The organism is Sphingomonas sp., assembly GCF_031361285.1.
Taxonomy (GTDB): domain Bacteria; phylum Pseudomonadota; class Alphaproteobacteria; order Sphingomonadales; family Sphingomonadaceae; genus Sphingomicrobium.
The window spans coordinates 159587-175023 of the sequence record NZ_JANMCO010000013.1; the positions used below are offsets into that span (position 1 = coordinate 159587).

The window sequence follows — 15437 nt, forward strand, 5'->3', positions numbered from 1 at the left end:
AATGCGGATCGTCTTCATGGGCAGCCCGGACTTCGCGGTGCCGAGCCTCGACGCCTTGGTCGAAGCGGGCCACGAGGTCGCCGCGGCCTATAGCCAGCCGCCGCGTCCGGCAGGTCGAGGCAAGGCGCCGCGCCCCACCGCGGTCCAGCTCCGTGCGGAGGCGCTCGATATCGAGGTGCGGTCGCCGTCCAGCCTCAGATCGGACGAGGAGCAAGCGCGGTTTCGCGCGCTCGATGCCGATCTCGCGGTGGTCGCGGCGTACGGGCTGATCCTGCCCCGTGCGATTCTCGAGGCGCCCAAGGCGGGCTGCATCAATGTCCACGCGTCGCTGCTGCCGCGATGGCGCGGCGCGGCGCCGATCCAGCGCGCGATCCTCGCCGGTGATAAGCACACCGGCATCACATTGATGCGAATGGATGAGGGCCTGGACACTGGACCCATTCTCCTAAATTGGCTGATTGAAATTGATGGCAAAACTGCAGGTGAACTTACTGAAGAACTTGCAGATCTTGGTCGTTTTGCACTGTTGCGCTACCTTGCCAAACCTTTGGATTATCCACCGAAGCCTCAGCCAGAGGAAGGACTCACCTACGCGGCGAAAATCGACAAGTCCGAGGCCCAGCTCGATTTCACGCAGGACGCGCGTGTGGTTGAGCGACAAGTCCGCGCATTCAGTCCCACACCCGGTGCCTGGTTCGAGTTTATGGGAGAGCGGATCAAGCTACTGGAGGCTGAGGTCGTGCCGGGAAGCGGTCCCCCCGGAATGGTCGCCGACGATCACCTGAAGATCGCATGCGACGAGCGCGCAATTCGTCCATTTGTCGTTCAGCGGGCAGGCCGGTCCCGAATGCACCCGGATGAGCTCTTGCGCGGCTTTCCCATTCCCAAGGGAGCGCAGTTGAATCCTCGCGGCCGGCTAGGCCAGTGACTCGCTGGCGGCTGACGATTGAATATGACGGCGGTCCGTTCATGGGCTGGCAGCGGCAGAGCAATGGCCCCTCGATCCAGGGCCAGATCGAATCGGCGATTTTCCGGATGACCAACGAGCTGGCCAGCGTGCACGGCGCCGGGCGCACCGATTCGGGCGTCCACGCGCTGGCGATGAGCGCCCATGTAGATATCACCAAGCATATGACCGCCCACCGGCTGCGCGACGGGTTGAATGCGCTGGTGCGGCCCGATCCGATTGCAATTCTCAAGGCCGAACCCGTCGCCGACGACTGGCACGCGCGCTTCTCGTGCATCGGGCGCCGCTACGAGTACCGCATCCTCAACCGCCGCGCCCCTCCAGCCATCGAGCGCGCCCAGGTCTGGCACATCCCGACCCCGCTCGACCTGGAGGCGATGGCCGAAGGCGCGGCGATGCTGGTCGGGACCCACGACTTCACCACCTTCCGCTCGGCTCAATGCCAGTCGAACAGCCCGGTCAAAACGCTCGACCGATTGGAAATTATCCGCGACGGTGAGCACATCCGCATCGCCGCCGCGGCGCGCAGTTTTCTCCATCACCAGGTGCGCTCGATGGTGGGCTGCCTGGTCATGGTCGGGCGCGGTCAGTGGTCGCCGGCCGACATCCAAACCGCGCTCGACGCCCGCGACCGGGCCGCGCTCGGCCTCAACGCGCCGCCCGACGGCCTGTACTTCGTCGAAGCGAACTATCCCTAGACCAACATTTCCCTCGCCGGGGGATGGCTGAGGAACGCCTGCGGGCTGGCCGACAGCCCATAAGCGCCGGCGCAGAAGACGGCGACCACGTCGCCTGGCTCCGCGTGGGGCAACGCGACATCGTCCGCCAGCAGGTCGAGCGGGGTGCACAGGCAGCCGGTGACAGTCACGTCTTCGTCGGGTTCGCAACCGAACCGGCTAGCAATCGCCACGGGATAATTGCGCCGCAGCACCTGGCCGAAATTGCCGCTTGCGGCGAGCATGTGGTGCAGTCCGCCGTCGGTGACGAGGAACGTGCTGCCGCCGCTTGATTTGCGGTCGATGATGCGGGTCAAATAAACCCCCGCCTCGCCGACGAGCCAGCGGCCAAGCTCCATCGCAAACCGAGTGTTGGCGAGCGAATCGGCAACATCGACGAACGTTTCCGACAGCGCGGCGCCAACGGCGATAATATCGAGCGGTTCTTCGCCTGGAAAATAAGGAATGCCGCAGCCGCCGCCGAGATTGACCTCGGGCGGCTCGGCCCCGGCGGCATCGGCAATTTCACCGGCAAGAGCCACGGTCGCGCGCTGCGCTTCGATCAAGGCGTCCGCGGCAAGCACCTGCGAGCCTGCGAAAATATGCAGCCCGCGCCATTCGGCCCCGCTTTCGATGACCCGCTTTACCAGCGCCGCGGCGCGATCCGCATCGACGCCGAACTGACTGGCGAGACCGCCCATCTTCATACCAGCGCCCTTGATGCCGAACGGCGGATTGACCCGAATGGCGATTTTCGGCTGCCGCCCGACGAGTTCGGCGATGGCCAGCGCACGCTCGGCCTCGCCCTCGCTTTCGACATTGAGCGTTACGCCGGCCGCAATGGCGCGCTCAATTTCATCGTCGCGCTTGCCGGGTCCGGCAAAACTGATTGGCAGGCCATCGACGTCCGCGTCCTTGAGGAGCTGAAGCTCCCCCGATGAGGCAATATCGAAGCCTTCAACGTAGCGCGCAAGAAACCTCAATAACGGACTGTATGAATTTGCTTTAACAGCATAATGCAGCGCAAGTCCGTCGGGCATTGCCGACCGAAAGCGAGCGATCTGGCTGCCGACGATATTATTGTCATAGGCGAATAAAGGTGTGCCGCCGGCCCGATCGATCAACTCGTCCGCCGACCAACCTCCAATGCGAAGTTGTGCGTCCTCGCTTGAGCTGAACCACGCCGGAATAGGTCCCATTGCTTTCATGCGAACTCCCTCGCCAGCGCCGCTCGATCGAGCTTGCCGTTGGCCCCCAATGGCAGTGCGTCACGCCAGACTATTTCGCGCGGATGCATGAACAATGGAAGCTCGGCCATAAAATATGCGCGCAACCGCTTCTCGGCATCGTCGCCCTTGGCCACCGCGATCAGCATCACCGCCTGGCCAAGCTTGTCATCCGAAACGCCGATCGCAAGCACTTCGCGAACCGCGGCGCTGGCCAGCGCCGCTTCCTCAATCTCGTTGGGGCTCAAGCGATTACCGCTGACCTTGATCATCGCATCGTCGCGCCCGCGAAAACGAATGAGACCGTCCTTTCCTCGAACGACAGTATCGCCCGACCACACTGCCCCATCGCGAAACCGCTCGGCGGTGCGCTGAGGGTCATTCCAATAACCGTGCGCGACAAGCGGCCCGCGATGGACCAACTCACCCTCCTCGCCAGTGCTGGCCTCGGTCCCGTCTGGTCGCACAACGGCGATCTCGGCGAACGGGATCGCGGTACCGACGCTATCGGGATGCCGGTCGACCAGCGCCGGATCGAGGCTGGTCGAGCGAAACGCTTCGGTCAGCCCGTACATCAGGTGCAGATCCGCATCGGGGAACAGCGTCCGCAGTTTGCGCACCACCGGCAGCGGCAAATGCCCACCGCTGTTGGTCAGGGTTCTGAGGCTCCCGCCCTCGCCACCCGACCAGTCAGCCTCGGTGAGCTGAAGCCACAGCGGCGGTACCCCGGCGAGGACCGTGACGTCATGGCGTCGCACTGCCCGCACCACGTCGCGCGGCATCAGATAATCGAAAGCGATCGCGTGACCGCCCGCTGCCCAGGTCGAGAGCAGCTGATTCTGACCATAATCGAACGCCAGCGGCAGCACCGCCAGCGTGCGGTCCGCCGCCGAAAGCCCGAGAAAATGCGCAACGCTAACTGCGCCCAGCCATAGATTGGCGTGGCTCAGCATCACGCCCTTTGGCAGCCCGGTCGAACCCGAAGTGTAGAGCAAGGCCGCGAGATCATCGGGGCTCGCGGAGGACGGCGGCAGGGACTCGTCATTGACCCGCCAATCCTCGAGCGCGACCGGTCGCGCGTCCGCGCTATCGTCCAGCGTCACCAGCCGCGCCTGGTTGGCAATCAGCAAGCGGGCGCCGCTGTCGGCAAGAATATGTGCCGCCTGGGCCCGCTTGAGCACTGGATTGACGGGCACGTGGACGAGGCCCGCCCGGGCGCAGGCCAGCGGCAATATGCAGGCAAGGCTGGTCTTGCCCATCCAGCTCGCAACCCGATCGCCCCGATCAAGCCCCTGCCCGAGCAAAGCCGCCGCCGTCTTGCCGACCAGCATATCCAGCTCGCCATAGGACAGGGTTTGTTGGCCGACCGTAAGTGCCGGCGCATCGGCGGCGCCTCGGCCCGTCAGATGATCGAGCGGGAACGGTGTCGGATCCAGTTCAGCCATCCCAACGTCATTGCGAGGAGCAATGCGACGAAGCAATCCAGTAAAGCGCAATAGGGGGATTGCTTCGCTCCGCTCGCAAAGACGATTTCCTTGCTGGAACTGGAGAGTTTCTCTAGCGCGCCGCCGGTGCAGTCGAAATCCCAACCCACAGAGGCGCGTACGGCTGCGACGGTCGAGGCGGCACTTCGCGCGTTACTCGCCGAAGTCCTCGGTCTGCCAAGCAAGCGGGTCGCCGGCTTCACCGACGAGACGCTGCTGTTCGGTGCCCTGCCAGAGCTCGATTCGCTGGCGGTGGCCAATTTCCTCACCGCGTTCGAAGAACGGTTTGCGGTCCTGATCGAAGATTCCGACGTCGAAGCAGAGGATTTCGACAGTTTCGGCCGGCTGCTCGCCTTCACCAAGCGGATGACGCTAGCTTAAACTACTCAGCGGCCATCGCTTCGAATTCCTGGGCTGCGAGATATTTCTCCGCGTCGAGCGCGGCCATGCAGCCGGTTCCGGCCGCGGTTACTGCCTGGCGATAGATTTTGTCCATTACGTCGCCGCAGGCGAACACGCCGGGAATATTGGTCGCGGTCGAGCCGCTGTCGACTTTGATGTAGCCATCCTTGTCGAGTTCGACTTGGCCGGTGAAGAGCTCGGTCGCCGGGGTATGGCCAATCGCGACGAACGCGCCTTCGACCTCGACCCGGCTGATCGCCCCGCTGCGGGTGTCGCGAATGTCGAGTCCGACCAGCGCTTCCGGATCGCCGCCGCCGACGAATTCGGCGACCTCGTGATTCCAGATCACCTTGATCGCCGGATTGGCGAACAGCCGGTCTTGGAGGATTTTTTCGGCCCGCAGCGAATCGCGCCGATGAATCAGGGTGACGTCATGGCTGTGGTTGGTCAGATACATCGCTTCTTCGACCGCGGTGTTGCCGCCACCGATCACCGCGACCTTCTTGCCGCGATAAAAAAAGCCGTCGCAGGTCGCGCAGGCCGACGCCCCCCGGCCCTTCATATGCTCTTCGGACGGCAGCCCCAGCCAGCGTGCCTGAGCGCCAGTGGCGATGACCAAAGTATCGGCCGAATAGATTGTCCCGCTATCGCCGGTCAGGCGAAACGGCCGCCGCGACAGGTCGACCGCGGCGACATGGTCCCACACCACCTTGGTCCCGACATGCTCGGCCTGGGCCTGCATCTCCTCGACCAGCCACGGGCCCTGGATGACATCGCGGAAGCCGGGATAATTTTCGACGTCGGTAGTCGTGGTCAGCTGGCCACCGGGGATGATCCCCTGGATGATGACGGGGCTCAAACCGGCGCGCGCGGCATAGATCGCGGCGGTCAGGCCGGCCGGGCCGGAGCCGAGAATCACTACCCGGCTGGACATGCTGTTGCTCATCGCGGCGCTTTAAAAGCGGCGGCCCCACGCTGGCAATGCTTAGGGATCAAGAATCCATTGACTTGACCGTAAGTCAAACCTAACCGTTAGTGATGACTAACGCCTTATCCGCCCTGGCCGAGCCAATTCGCCAGCAAATTGTCGAGCGCCTGGCGCACAAGCCAATGGCGGTCGGCGAACTGGCGGCGCTGCTTCCGGTCAGCCGACCGGCGGTGTCGCAGCATCTCAAAGTACTCAAGGAAGCGACGCTGGTGCGCGATCGGGCCGAGGGCACTCGCCGGATCTATTGCATCGACCCCGCCGGCTTCGGACAAATCCGCGGCTGGCTAGATCGCTTCTGGGACGAATCCCTGGCCGCTTATGCGAACGCGGTTGAACGCGAAGAGGAGAAAGACCGATGACCCTGGAAACCCAGCGCATCGCCCCCGCCCCGATTCGCAAGTCGATCCTGGTCAGGGCATCGCAGCAGCGGGCGTTTGACGTTTTCGTGGGCCATATGGGCCAATGGTGGCTGAAGAGTCATTCGTTGCTCAAATCGCCGCAAAAGGCCGTGATCGTCGAGCCGCAAGTCGGCGGACGCTGGTTCGAGATCGGCGAAGACAACAGCGAAACCGAGTGGGGACGCGTGCTGGAATGGTCACCGCCGAGGCGAGTGGCGCTGGCCTGGCAGCTCAATGCCGACTGGACCTACGACCCCGACTTCGAGACCACCGTCGAGGTGCGGTTCACCCCCGATGGCGATCACACCCTGGTCGAATTTGAACATCGCGACCTCGAGCGATTTGGCACCCGCGCCGAGGAGCTTCGCGGCGGCTACGAAAGCGGCATGGATGGTGGCTGGGCGGCGCTACTTGAGCAATATCGGCAGGCCGCCGAAGGCTAGATCGCTCGGCGGCCCCGCACGAAATGCATCACCAGCACAATCAGGCCGATGATCAGCAGGATGTGAATCAAGCCCCCGCCGACGTGAAAAGCGAACGCTCCGAGCAGCCAGAGCACGAGGATGACGGCTGCAATGGTCATAAGCATGGCGGATACCCTTTTGTATTCGTGACAAAGCCGCAACTATCGACAGCGGCTGGCGTTCCCGGATGCGTCAGAACAACCGCGACTTGTCGAGCGCCGCCTTGATGAAGCCGGCGAACAAGGGATGCGGCGCGAACGGGCGGCTCTTCAGTTCCGGGTGAAACTGGACGCCGATGAACCATGGGTGGTCGGGCCGCTCGACGATTTCCGGCAGCTGGCCGTCGGGCGACATGCCGGAGAACACCAGCCCACCCTTCTCCAGCGGCTCGCGATAATGGACATTAACCTCATAGCGGTGGCGGTGACGCTCGCTGATCAGATCCTCGCCATAGAGGCTGCGCACGACGCTATTACCGTCGAGCTTGGCCGGATAGGCGCCCAATCGCATGGTCCCACCCAAATCGCCGTCGACGGCGCGTTGCTGCAAGCCTTCGTCACTCATCCATTCGGTGATCAGACCGACCACCGGCTCGGTCGTGGCACCGAATTCGGTGGTCGAGGCTTCAGCGATACCGGCGAGATTTCGCGCCGCTTCGATGCACGCCATCTGCATGCCGAGGCAGATGCCGAAGAACGGCACATTGCGTTCACGAGCGAAGGTGACGGAAGCAATCTTGCCTTCGCTGCCCCGCTCGCCAAATCCACCCGGCACGAGGATGCCGTGTAGCGGTTCCAGCTCGGCCGCGAGCGTCGCGTCATCATGCTCAAACATTTCTGCATCGAGCCAGCGTATGTTGACCTTGGCGCGATTGGCCAGCCCGCCGTGGACCAGCGCTTCGTTCAAGCTCTTATAAGCGTCCGGAAGCCCGACATATTTGCCGACGACGCCGATATTCACCTCGCCCTCATAATGGTCGAGCCGGTCCATGATGTCGGTCCAGCGGGTGAGGTCGGGCGCCGGCGCGTCGTCGATCCCGAACGCTTTCAGGACTTCGTCGTCGAGGCCTTCGGCATGATATTGCAGCGGCACGTCATAAATCGACCGAGCATCGAGCGCCGGGATCACCGCCGACTGGGCAACATTGCAAAACAAGGCGATCTTGGCCCGATCGCTCTCCGGCAATGGCCGATCGACCCGGCATAGCAGCACGTCGGGCTGGATGCCGAGGCTGGTCAACTCACGCACCGAATGCTGGGTTGGCTTGGTCTTCAATTCTCCCGCTGCCGCGATCCACGGCACCAAAGTGGTGTGAACGAAGACGCCATTGGCCCGACCAATGTCGTTCCGCAGCTGCCGGATCGCCTCGACGAACGGCAGGCTTTCGATGTCGCCGACAGTTCCGCCGATCTCGCAAATGACGAAATCGACGTCGTCGGTCTCGTTGATCGCGAATTCCTTGATCGCGTTGGTGACGTGCGGGATCACCTGGACCGTGGCGCCGAGATAGTCGCCGCGGCGTTCACGGGTGATGATGTCGCGATAGATACGGCCGGTGGTGACGTTGTCCGACTGGCGGGCGGTAACGCCGGTAAAGCGTTCGTAATGGCCCAGGTCGAGATCGCTCTCCGCCCCGTCGTCGGTGACGTAGACTTCGCCGTGCTGATAGGGCGACATCGTCCCCGGATCGACGTTGAGGTAGGGATCGAACTTGCGAGTGCGGACCGTGAAGCCGCGCGCTTGCAACAATGCTCCCAGCGATGCCGAGAGCAAACCCTTGCCGAGCGATGAGACCACGCCGCCGGTGACAAATATGAACCGCGCCATGGGAGTTGAGGCTTAGGGTGTGACTGCCCCCAAGGGCAAGCCGCGATGCGAAAAAAGTTTGTGCTGCTACTTAAAAACTACTGCGCCAGCGGGACCGGACCCTGCTGGTTCTGGACCGGTGCCGCCTGGTTGGCGGTCACCGGCGCGGTGCCGGTTGCCGGCTGGCCGGCGAGCGGCACGGTCGGCGCGGCGGGCACCGGCACGACCGTATTGGCCAGCGATGTATCGACTTTCGTCGGCTGGCGCTGCACCCCGGCATAAGCGGCGAGAGCGATCGACAGAGTCACGAACAAACCGCCCAGCACCGCGGTCGAGCGGGTCAGGAAATCGGCCGCTCCGCGGGCGGTCATGAAGCCCGACGAGCTGCCGCCGACCCCCAGCCCGCCGCCTTCGGAGCGTTGCATGAGGATTACGCCGACCAGCGTGGCGGCGATGACGGTCTGAACGATCAGCAGGAAGGTGAACATGGCGGGACTTTCGGGATAGGGGGTTCGCAGCGCATCTAGGCGATCGGTCAGTCCGCTTCAACCAGCAGCGGCGGCGGCGGCGGCGGCCTCGACAATTGGCAGGAAATCCGCGACCGAGAGGCTCGCCCCGCCAACCAGCGCCCCGTCAACATTGGCCAAAGCGAAAATCTCGACAGAGTTGGAGGCCTTGACGGAGCCGCCGTAGAGAATGCGGACCCGGTTTCCCGCATCGCCATAGGCAGTGACAAGGCGCTGGCGAACAGCCGCGTGCATCTCACCAATATCGTCGGGTGATGCGGCTTTTCCGGTGCCAATCGCCCAGATCGGCTCATAGGCAACCGAAAAATCCATCGGATCGCCAATTCCCGCCGGCAGTGAAGCCTGCAGTTGAGCATCGACAGTATCCACCGCGCCGCCGGCCTCGCGCACTGCGAGACTTTCGCCGACACACAGAATCACGCCCAGGCCAGCCGCGAGCGCCGCTTCGGCCTTGGCTTTCACCTCGGCGTCGCTTTCGCGGTGCGCCTGGCGCCGTTCGGAATGGCCGACAATCGTCAGGCTCGCGCCGGCGTCCCTGAGCATGGCGGCGGAGGCGTTACCGGTATGCGCTCCCTTTTCTGCGAAATGGACATCCTGCGCCCCAATTGCGAGGCCTGGCACCGCCCGCACCGCGCGCTCGATCAGCGTCAGCGGCAGGCACAGCGCGACCTCGACCGCGGCCAAGCTTCGCGACGCCGCAGCGATGGCTTCGACCTGTTCGAGGTCGGCGGCGACGCCGTGCATCTTCCAGTTTCCGGCAACCAGCTTGTTCAACGCCATGCGGCCCCCTTTGCCAGCGTGCCCCTAACTGGGTTGGCCCGGATACGAAAGCGCGCGCGCCTTGATGCCTGGCCCACCCGCCCCTAAAGCGGCCCCGCTCACTCTCCCAAAGGCCGGAAAATCAATGCTTGCTTCCTTCCGCCGCCTGTCGAAATCGACGGTCGGATCGATCATCATGGTCCTGTTCGTGGTCGCCATCCTCGCGTCGTTCGCGATGGGTGATATCGCCAATTTGCGGTCCGGAAGCTTCGGCATGAACGGCTCGACCCTGGCCAAGGTCGGCAGCCAGCAAATCTCCGACCGGGACCAGTCGCGGGGAATGGAGCGGCGCCTGGGCGAGGTCCGGCAGCAAAATCCTGAAGCGGATTACACGACCATCGCCGGCGACTTCGAAGGAATTCTCTCCAGCCTCATCGACCAACACACATTGCAGGCGTTCGCCGATAAATTTGGCTTTTCCTTGTCGGAGCGGCTCATCGGTGCCGAAATCGCCAACATCCCTGGGGCCCGTGGGCTCGACGGCAAGTTCAGCGAGCAAGCCTATCGATCCTTTCTTGCCCAGCAGCGCATGTCTGACCAGGAAGTGCGCCAGCTGATCAGAGCCTCGATGCTGCAGCGCATGCTGCTCACTCCGGTGGCGTCCAACGCCCGGGTGCCGGTGGGGTTTGCAACGCCTTACGCATCGATGCTCCTGGAATCACGTCAGGGCGATGTCGCCATCGTCCCGGTGACCCTGTTCCGGGCGGGGCTCAACCCAACCGATGCTGATCTCCAACAATTCTACGCCGCCAATCGGAATCGCTACATGGTGCCCGAGCAGCGCGTGTTGCGCTTCGCCAGGATCGGCCCCGAGCAAGTCGCCGGAGTGACCGCGGCCGATCAGGAGATTGCGGCATATTACAGCGCCAATCAGGCGACCTATGGAGCGAAGGAAATCCGGGTCATCAGCCAGGCAGTTGTGCCGGACCGCAATGCGGCCGATGCCATCGCCGCGCGCGCTCGCGGCGGCGCGAGTTTCGTCGCCGCGACCGCTCCCGCCGGGTTGAGCCCATCGGATATTTCAGTTGGTCCGCAAACCCGGGGTGAATTTGCCTCGCTGGCCGGTGACGCGGTCGCCGCCGCCGCTTTCTCGGCCCAGTCCGGTGCGGTCGTCGGCCCCATCCAGTCGGATCTTGGCTGGCATGTCGTCAAAGTGGATTCGGTACGCCGCGAAGGCGGCAAACCGCTCGGCGCCGCTCACGGCGAGATTGCGGCGAAGCTGACCGCCGACAAGCGCAAGGAAGCGCTGGCCGACCTTGTTACCAAGGTCGAGGATGCGGTCGCCGGGGGCAGCAATTATGTCGAGGCCGCTGGCCAGGCCAAGCTCGCGATCACCGAGACACCGCTGATCACCGCCAGCGGCGCGGCACGCGATGATCCGGGATTTCATTTTCCCGTCGAGCTTACGCCGGCGCTGAAGAGCGGCTTTGACCTGACTCAGGATGATGACCCCGTCGTCGAAGCGCTTGGCAAAGAGGCTGGCTATGTCTTTGTCGCCCCCGCCCGGATCGTCGCCGCGGCCCCGGCTCAGCTGGCCAGCATCCGCGCCCGGGTCACCGAGGATTGGATCAACCAGCAAGCGAGCGAGCGGGCGCGAGCGGTCGCGACTGCGATCGCGGCGAAGGCGGCGCGCAACGTACCGCTCGCCACGGCAGTGGCCGAAGCCGGGATTTCCCTTCCACCGGCCCGCCAGATTGCCGCCCGGCGACTCGACCTGGCCCAGTTGGGCGACAAGGTCCCGGCCGCGATCCGAATGCTGTTCACGCTTGGCGCCGGCAAGAGCCGAATGGTCGCCGACCCGCAGCAACGCGGCTTCTCGATCGTCAAGGTCAACCGCATCATTCCGGGCAATGCCATGACCCAACCAGTGCTGATCGCCAGCGTGCAAAGCGAATTTCAGCAAGCCATTTCCGAAGAATATGCGCGGGAATTCCAGGCTGCGATGCGCGAGACGGTTGGTGTGCGCCGCAACGAGAGCGCAATCACCGCTTCGAAGAAACGGATCAGCGGCAGCTAGAAGCCGCTTGACGAGCGCTAATACGTTGCCTACACGTTCTCCGTTCGTTCCTGCCAAGGCATTGGCCCTGGAGGACATATGGGGAGTGACCGCCGATGCTCACCGCCAAACAGCATGAGCTGCTCATGTTCATCCACGGCCGGCTTGGGCGCACCGGTGTTAGCCCCAGTTTCGACGAAATGCGCGAGGCGCTCGACCTTAAATCCAAATCGGGTGTCCACCGGCTGATTTCGGCGCTCGAGGAGCGCAAGTTCATCCGCCGCCTGCCCAATCGGGCGCGCGCACTCGAAATCATCAAAATCCCGGAGGCGAGCGCAACCAACCTTGCGACTGCTTCCGCGGCCGTTGCTGCTCCCCGCACGGCCGCACCCTTGCCCGCCAACGACACCATCGAAATCCCGATGCACGGCAAGATCGCCGCCGGCACGCCGATCGAGGCGCTGCAAGGCACCGAAGGTTTCGCCGTGCCCGCGGCGCTGCTCGGTCCAGGTGAGCATTATGCGCTCGAAGTGTCGGGCGATTCGATGGTCGAGGAAGGCATTCTCGACGGCGACTTCGCGCTCATCCGCAAGGTCGACACGGCGCGCGATGGGGAGATTGTCGTCGCCCTGATCGACGATAGCGAAGCGACCCTGAAGACCTTCCGTCACGAAGGCGGCATGATCCGGCTCGACCCGGCCAATCGCCACTACGAGCCGCAACGTTACCGACCCGACCAAGTCCGCATCCAGGGGCGGCTGGCGGGCCTCATCCGCCGCTACTGAAAATGGGTCTTTGACGGATGACTGGCGCGCGAGTCGATTATGTCGAGTTGCCGAGTGCGACCGCGCACGAACTGACGCGTGCTTTCTATGCCAAGGCCTTTGGCTGGAGCTTCACCGACTACGGGCCCGACTATGCGGCGACGACCAACGGCACCACCGACGTAGGCTTGAACGGACAGCCCGATGAGGCCCTCGCGGCGCCGCTGCCAGTGGTGCGAGTTGACGATCTCGACGCCGCACACGGCGCCGTGACCAAGGCCGGCGGCACCATCGCCAAGCCGATCTTTGCCTTTCCCGGTGGCCGCCGCTTCCACTTCATCGACCCCGCTGGCAGCGAACTCGCCGTGTGGTCGGCAAGCTGACCTACTCCGCGGTGGTCGGATCGATCGTCGCGCGCACCTGCGAAATGCTGTTGGCCGGAAAGCCCGCTGTGTCAGCGTGGCGGCGGATCAAATCCTCGCTCGGTGCGCGATAGATACAATAGATCTTGTTGTCGGTAACATAGCTGTGGACCCATTGGATTTCGGGCCCGAGATCGCGCAGCACCGAGCAACTGGTCTGCGATGCGGCCTTAAGGTCGGCGCCGGACAAATCGCCCACACCGGGCATCTCACGTTCGATCACGAATTCGGGCATTGCGAAGCCTCCTGTCCCCTGAACGGCGAGGGCCATAGCGCATTCGCTGCTGATCGTCAGCGGCATCATCGGCCGCCCAGGGATGCTGGCCGATGCGCTGTGCGACGGTCGTAACGTACGGTCTTGGCACGAGATAAATCGCCAACCCGCCGGTTCGTGCCAGCGTTGCGCGATCAAGCTTCAGCCAGCGCGGGCTGCAACCGCGCGGCAACCAGCGTTCGGAAACGACGATGTCGGCTTGCGCACATGACTTGACCAAACTTTGCCATTCAATCGACTGCGCGGTCCTGGTGGCGAGGATTTGCCAATGCCGGCCACCGCGCGCGATGACCGCGATGCAGCTGTCCCGTGAGCAAGACGAGAATGGTCGCGAGGCAAGATTCTGGGGATCGGCGTCGAAGCCCGAAGCCTGGGCGACCACCTGGCGGATGAAATCGCCGCTCCGTTCGCGCAACAACAGCGGCGTTCCATCGACGTCGACCAGCGCAAGATGCCGCCCATCGCCAGTGACTAGCAGGTCGGGCGTCGGCGACAAGGCAGCCGCGACGGCGCCCAGCAAGATCGGCGCGAGGCCAAGGAATCGGGTCCGGCTGGTCCACAGGAACAGCCACAATCCGCCCGCCACCATGCTGCCGAGCGCGCCCGACGGCATCGCCGCCAATAGCGCGACCGCACCGTGCGAATCAGCGACAAAATGCGCGAGCCCAAGCAGCAGGTTGAGCGACAGGCCGCACAGCCACCACAAGGGCGCCCCCCAGCCCGCGATATCAAGGAACAGCGCGCCGGCCTCCAGCGGCATGATCACGAAGGTGGTCAAGGGAATCGCGATGATGTTGGCGGCAACCCCGTACAGGCCTGCCCGATGAAAATGATAAAGCGCGATCGGGATCAGCGTGATTTCGACCGCGAGCCCCGTGGCGACCATCGCCAGCATGGCGCGCGCCAACCGCGCTGGAAGCCCTTCTTCGCGCCGCGAGAACATTCGCCGCGCCAAGGCGCTTGAGTGCAGCGCAATGATCGCGGCGACGGCCGCGAAACTCAACTGAAAGCTGGCCCCGGCGATGGCTTCGGGACGGAATATCAGCACGACCAGCGCGCCGACCGCAAGCAGCCGCATACTGAGCGCTTCCCGGCCGAGCGCAATGCCGGCGAGCACCAGCAGAGCGGCGACGCAGCTGCGGATGGTTGGCACCTGCGCGCCGGTCAACAGCGTATAGCCGATCCCGGTCACCGCCCCGACGCCAGCGGCGACCAGCACCAGGTTGAAGCGCAGCGCCCGGCGTTCGCTCAGTGCGAGCAACTTCAAGGTCAGCAGCATGGCCGCGCCGACCGCGGCGGCAATGTGCAGCCCGCTGACCGACAGCAAATGGGTGAGGCCGCTGCGCCGCATGGCATCGGCATCGGCGACGGGCACGGCGTTCTGGTCGCCGGTGGCGAGCGCGGTGGCGATCCCGCCATTGGCGCCGGGCAGGCGATCGCGAATGTGGCGGTCGAGCCGGTCGCGGACGCCATCAAGTCCGCTTCCGGTTGCTGGCCGAAGCACGATCACCGGGCCAAGCGCTTTGCCAACCGCGCCGATTTGTCTGAACCAGGCGTCGCGAGCAAAGTCATAACCGCCCGGGAGCGCCATCGGCGGCGGCGGCGCGAGTCGCGCGCGAAGCTGTAGCTGGGCGCCCCTGGCGATGCCCTTCGGCGCCGTGTCCAAATCGATCGACACCCGCACCTGTGGCGGCAATGTTTGTTCGGCCGGCGCCACGGTCAATCGCAACGTGCCTTTCGCGGTCATCGTCTCGACTCGCTCGACCGTGGCGCGAAATTCGGTGACCAGTGGATGCCCCAGCCGCGGCGCCGCGACCGCATAGGCGCGCACCCAGACGAGGCCGCAGCCGAGCATCATCGCCAGCCCGAACCAGCCGGCCGCTCGCTCCGCGCGACCGCCCTTGGACGAGAACCCCGCCAGCGCCAGTGCCGCCGACAGGCAAACAAAGGCCGCCCAGTCCCGCCGCCCGTCGAGCGCAAACCAGGCAAGGATGCCGGTGCCGAGCCCGACCACGAACCACGGTGGCAGTTGCCCGCGCTCAGCCTCGAGGAAACCCTCGAGCGCCGCGCGCAGGTTGCTGAAACGCGTCTCCCAAAACCGCCGAGCCCGCTGTGGAAGAGGCGCCATCCCTATGTTAGGGGCGCTCATCCATTGCATCGATGCCGACAAGACAAAGGAACGCG

17 protein-coding genes are annotated in these 15437 nt (G+C 64.3%); 8 read left to right on the plus strand and 9 right to left on the minus strand.

The window, feature by feature from the left end:
- Position 1: 1 nt before the first annotated feature.
- Both fmt and truA read left to right on the plus strand, forming a co-directional pair.
- Positions 2–928 carry a methionyl-tRNA formyltransferase gene (gene fmt, locus RMO25_RS01185; RefSeq protein ID WP_309660764.1) on the plus strand — a complete coding sequence of 309 codons (927 nt, stop codon included), beginning with the start codon at positions 2–4 and terminating at the stop codon, positions 926–928.
- Positions 925–1665: a tRNA pseudouridine(38-40) synthase TruA gene (truA, locus tag RMO25_RS01190; RefSeq protein WP_309660765.1), complete on the plus strand. Its 741-nt coding sequence runs from the start codon at positions 925–927 to the stop codon at positions 1663–1665. The genes fmt and truA overlap by 4 nt, the downstream gene beginning before the upstream one ends.
- Here truA and RMO25_RS01195 read toward each other — a convergent pair.
- The gene (locus tag RMO25_RS01195; RefSeq protein ID WP_309660766.1) at positions 1662–2891 is read right to left on the minus strand and encodes a pyridoxal-dependent decarboxylase, exosortase A system-associated; all 1230 of its coding nucleotides are present in this window, start codon (positions 2889–2891) and stop codon (positions 1662–1664) included. The two genes, truA and RMO25_RS01195, sit on opposite strands and share 4 nt — an antisense overlap.
- Positions 2888–4354, minus strand: a complete 1467-nt coding sequence (locus RMO25_RS01200) for an AMP-binding protein (protein ID WP_309660767.1) — start codon at positions 4352–4354, stop codon at positions 2888–2890. The genes RMO25_RS01195 and RMO25_RS01200 overlap by 4 nt, the downstream gene beginning before the upstream one ends.
- Before the next feature lie 126 nt (positions 4355–4480).
- Here RMO25_RS01200 and RMO25_RS01205 point away from each other — a divergent pair, with 126 nt between their 5' ends.
- On the plus strand, positions 4481–4774 hold the full coding sequence (locus RMO25_RS01205; RefSeq protein ID WP_309660768.1) for an acyl carrier protein: 294 nt from the start codon (positions 4481–4483) through the stop codon (positions 4772–4774).
- A 1-nt stretch (position 4775) separates the two neighbouring features.
- Here RMO25_RS01205 and trxB read toward each other — a convergent pair whose 3' ends face one another.
- Positions 4776–5741 (minus strand): thioredoxin-disulfide reductase, encoded by a 966-nt coding sequence (gene trxB / locus RMO25_RS01210; RefSeq protein ID WP_309660769.1) that lies wholly within the window; start codon positions 5739–5741, stop codon positions 4776–4778.
- Between the two features lie 92 nt (positions 5742–5833).
- Between trxB and RMO25_RS01215 the strand changes: the two genes are divergently transcribed.
- The gene (locus RMO25_RS01215; protein WP_309660770.1) at positions 5834–6142 is read left to right on the plus strand and encodes a metalloregulator ArsR/SmtB family transcription factor; all 309 of its coding nucleotides are present in this window, start codon (positions 5834–5836) and stop codon (positions 6140–6142) included.
- A complete protein-coding gene (locus RMO25_RS01220; RefSeq protein ID WP_309660771.1) occupies positions 6139–6624 on the plus strand; it encodes an SRPBCC family protein in 486 nt (161 codons plus the stop codon). The genes RMO25_RS01215 and RMO25_RS01220 overlap by 4 nt, the downstream gene beginning before the upstream one ends.
- Here RMO25_RS01220 and RMO25_RS01225 read toward each other — a convergent pair.
- The 4 genes from RMO25_RS01225 to tpiA form a co-directional block, all read right to left on the minus strand.
- Positions 6621–6770: a lmo0937 family membrane protein gene (locus RMO25_RS01225; RefSeq protein ID WP_309660772.1), complete on the minus strand. Its 150-nt coding sequence runs from the start codon at positions 6768–6770 to the stop codon at positions 6621–6623. The two genes, RMO25_RS01220 and RMO25_RS01225, sit on opposite strands and share 4 nt — an antisense overlap.
- Before the next feature lie 67 nt (positions 6771–6837).
- Entirely contained in the window at positions 6838–8472 is a 1635-nt protein-coding gene (locus RMO25_RS01230; RefSeq protein ID WP_309660773.1) for a CTP synthase, read from the minus strand.
- 77 nt (positions 8473–8549) lie between these two features.
- Complete coding sequence (secG, locus tag RMO25_RS01235) at positions 8550–8939, minus strand: preprotein translocase subunit SecG (protein WP_309660774.1); 390 nt, start codon at positions 8937–8939, stop codon at positions 8550–8552.
- 57 nt (positions 8940–8996) lie between these two features.
- A complete protein-coding gene (tpiA, locus tag RMO25_RS01240; RefSeq protein WP_309660775.1) occupies positions 8997–9758 on the minus strand; it encodes a triose-phosphate isomerase in 762 nt (253 codons plus the stop codon).
- Positions 9759–9882: 124 nt separating this feature from the next.
- On the opposite strand from tpiA, the gene RMO25_RS01245 reads away from it, so the two are divergent.
- The 3 genes from RMO25_RS01245 (at position 9883) to RMO25_RS01255 (ending at position 12940) form a co-directional block, all read left to right on the plus strand.
- Positions 9883–11814, plus strand: a complete 1932-nt coding sequence (locus RMO25_RS01245; RefSeq protein WP_309660776.1) for a peptidyl-prolyl cis-trans isomerase — start codon at positions 9883–9885, stop codon at positions 11812–11814.
- A 95-nt stretch (positions 11815–11909) separates the two neighbouring features.
- Entirely contained in the window at positions 11910–12578 is a 669-nt protein-coding gene (gene lexA / locus RMO25_RS01250; RefSeq protein ID WP_309660777.1) for a transcriptional repressor LexA, read from the plus strand.
- A 17-nt stretch (positions 12579–12595) separates the two neighbouring features.
- Positions 12596–12940: a VOC family protein gene (locus RMO25_RS01255; protein WP_309660778.1), complete on the plus strand. Its 345-nt coding sequence runs from the start codon at positions 12596–12598 to the stop codon at positions 12938–12940.
- A gap of 1 nt (position 12941) precedes the next feature.
- Here RMO25_RS01255 and RMO25_RS01260 read toward each other — a convergent pair whose 3' ends face one another.
- Entirely contained in the window at positions 12942–13214 is a 273-nt protein-coding gene (locus RMO25_RS01260) for a DUF4242 domain-containing protein (protein ID WP_309660779.1), read from the minus strand.
- On the minus strand, positions 13189–15381 hold the full coding sequence (locus tag RMO25_RS01265) for a ComEC/Rec2 family competence protein (RefSeq protein ID WP_309660780.1): 2193 nt from the start codon (positions 15379–15381) through the stop codon (positions 13189–13191). The genes RMO25_RS01260 and RMO25_RS01265 overlap by 26 nt, the downstream gene beginning before the upstream one ends.
- Positions 15382–15437: the final 56 nt, after the last annotated feature.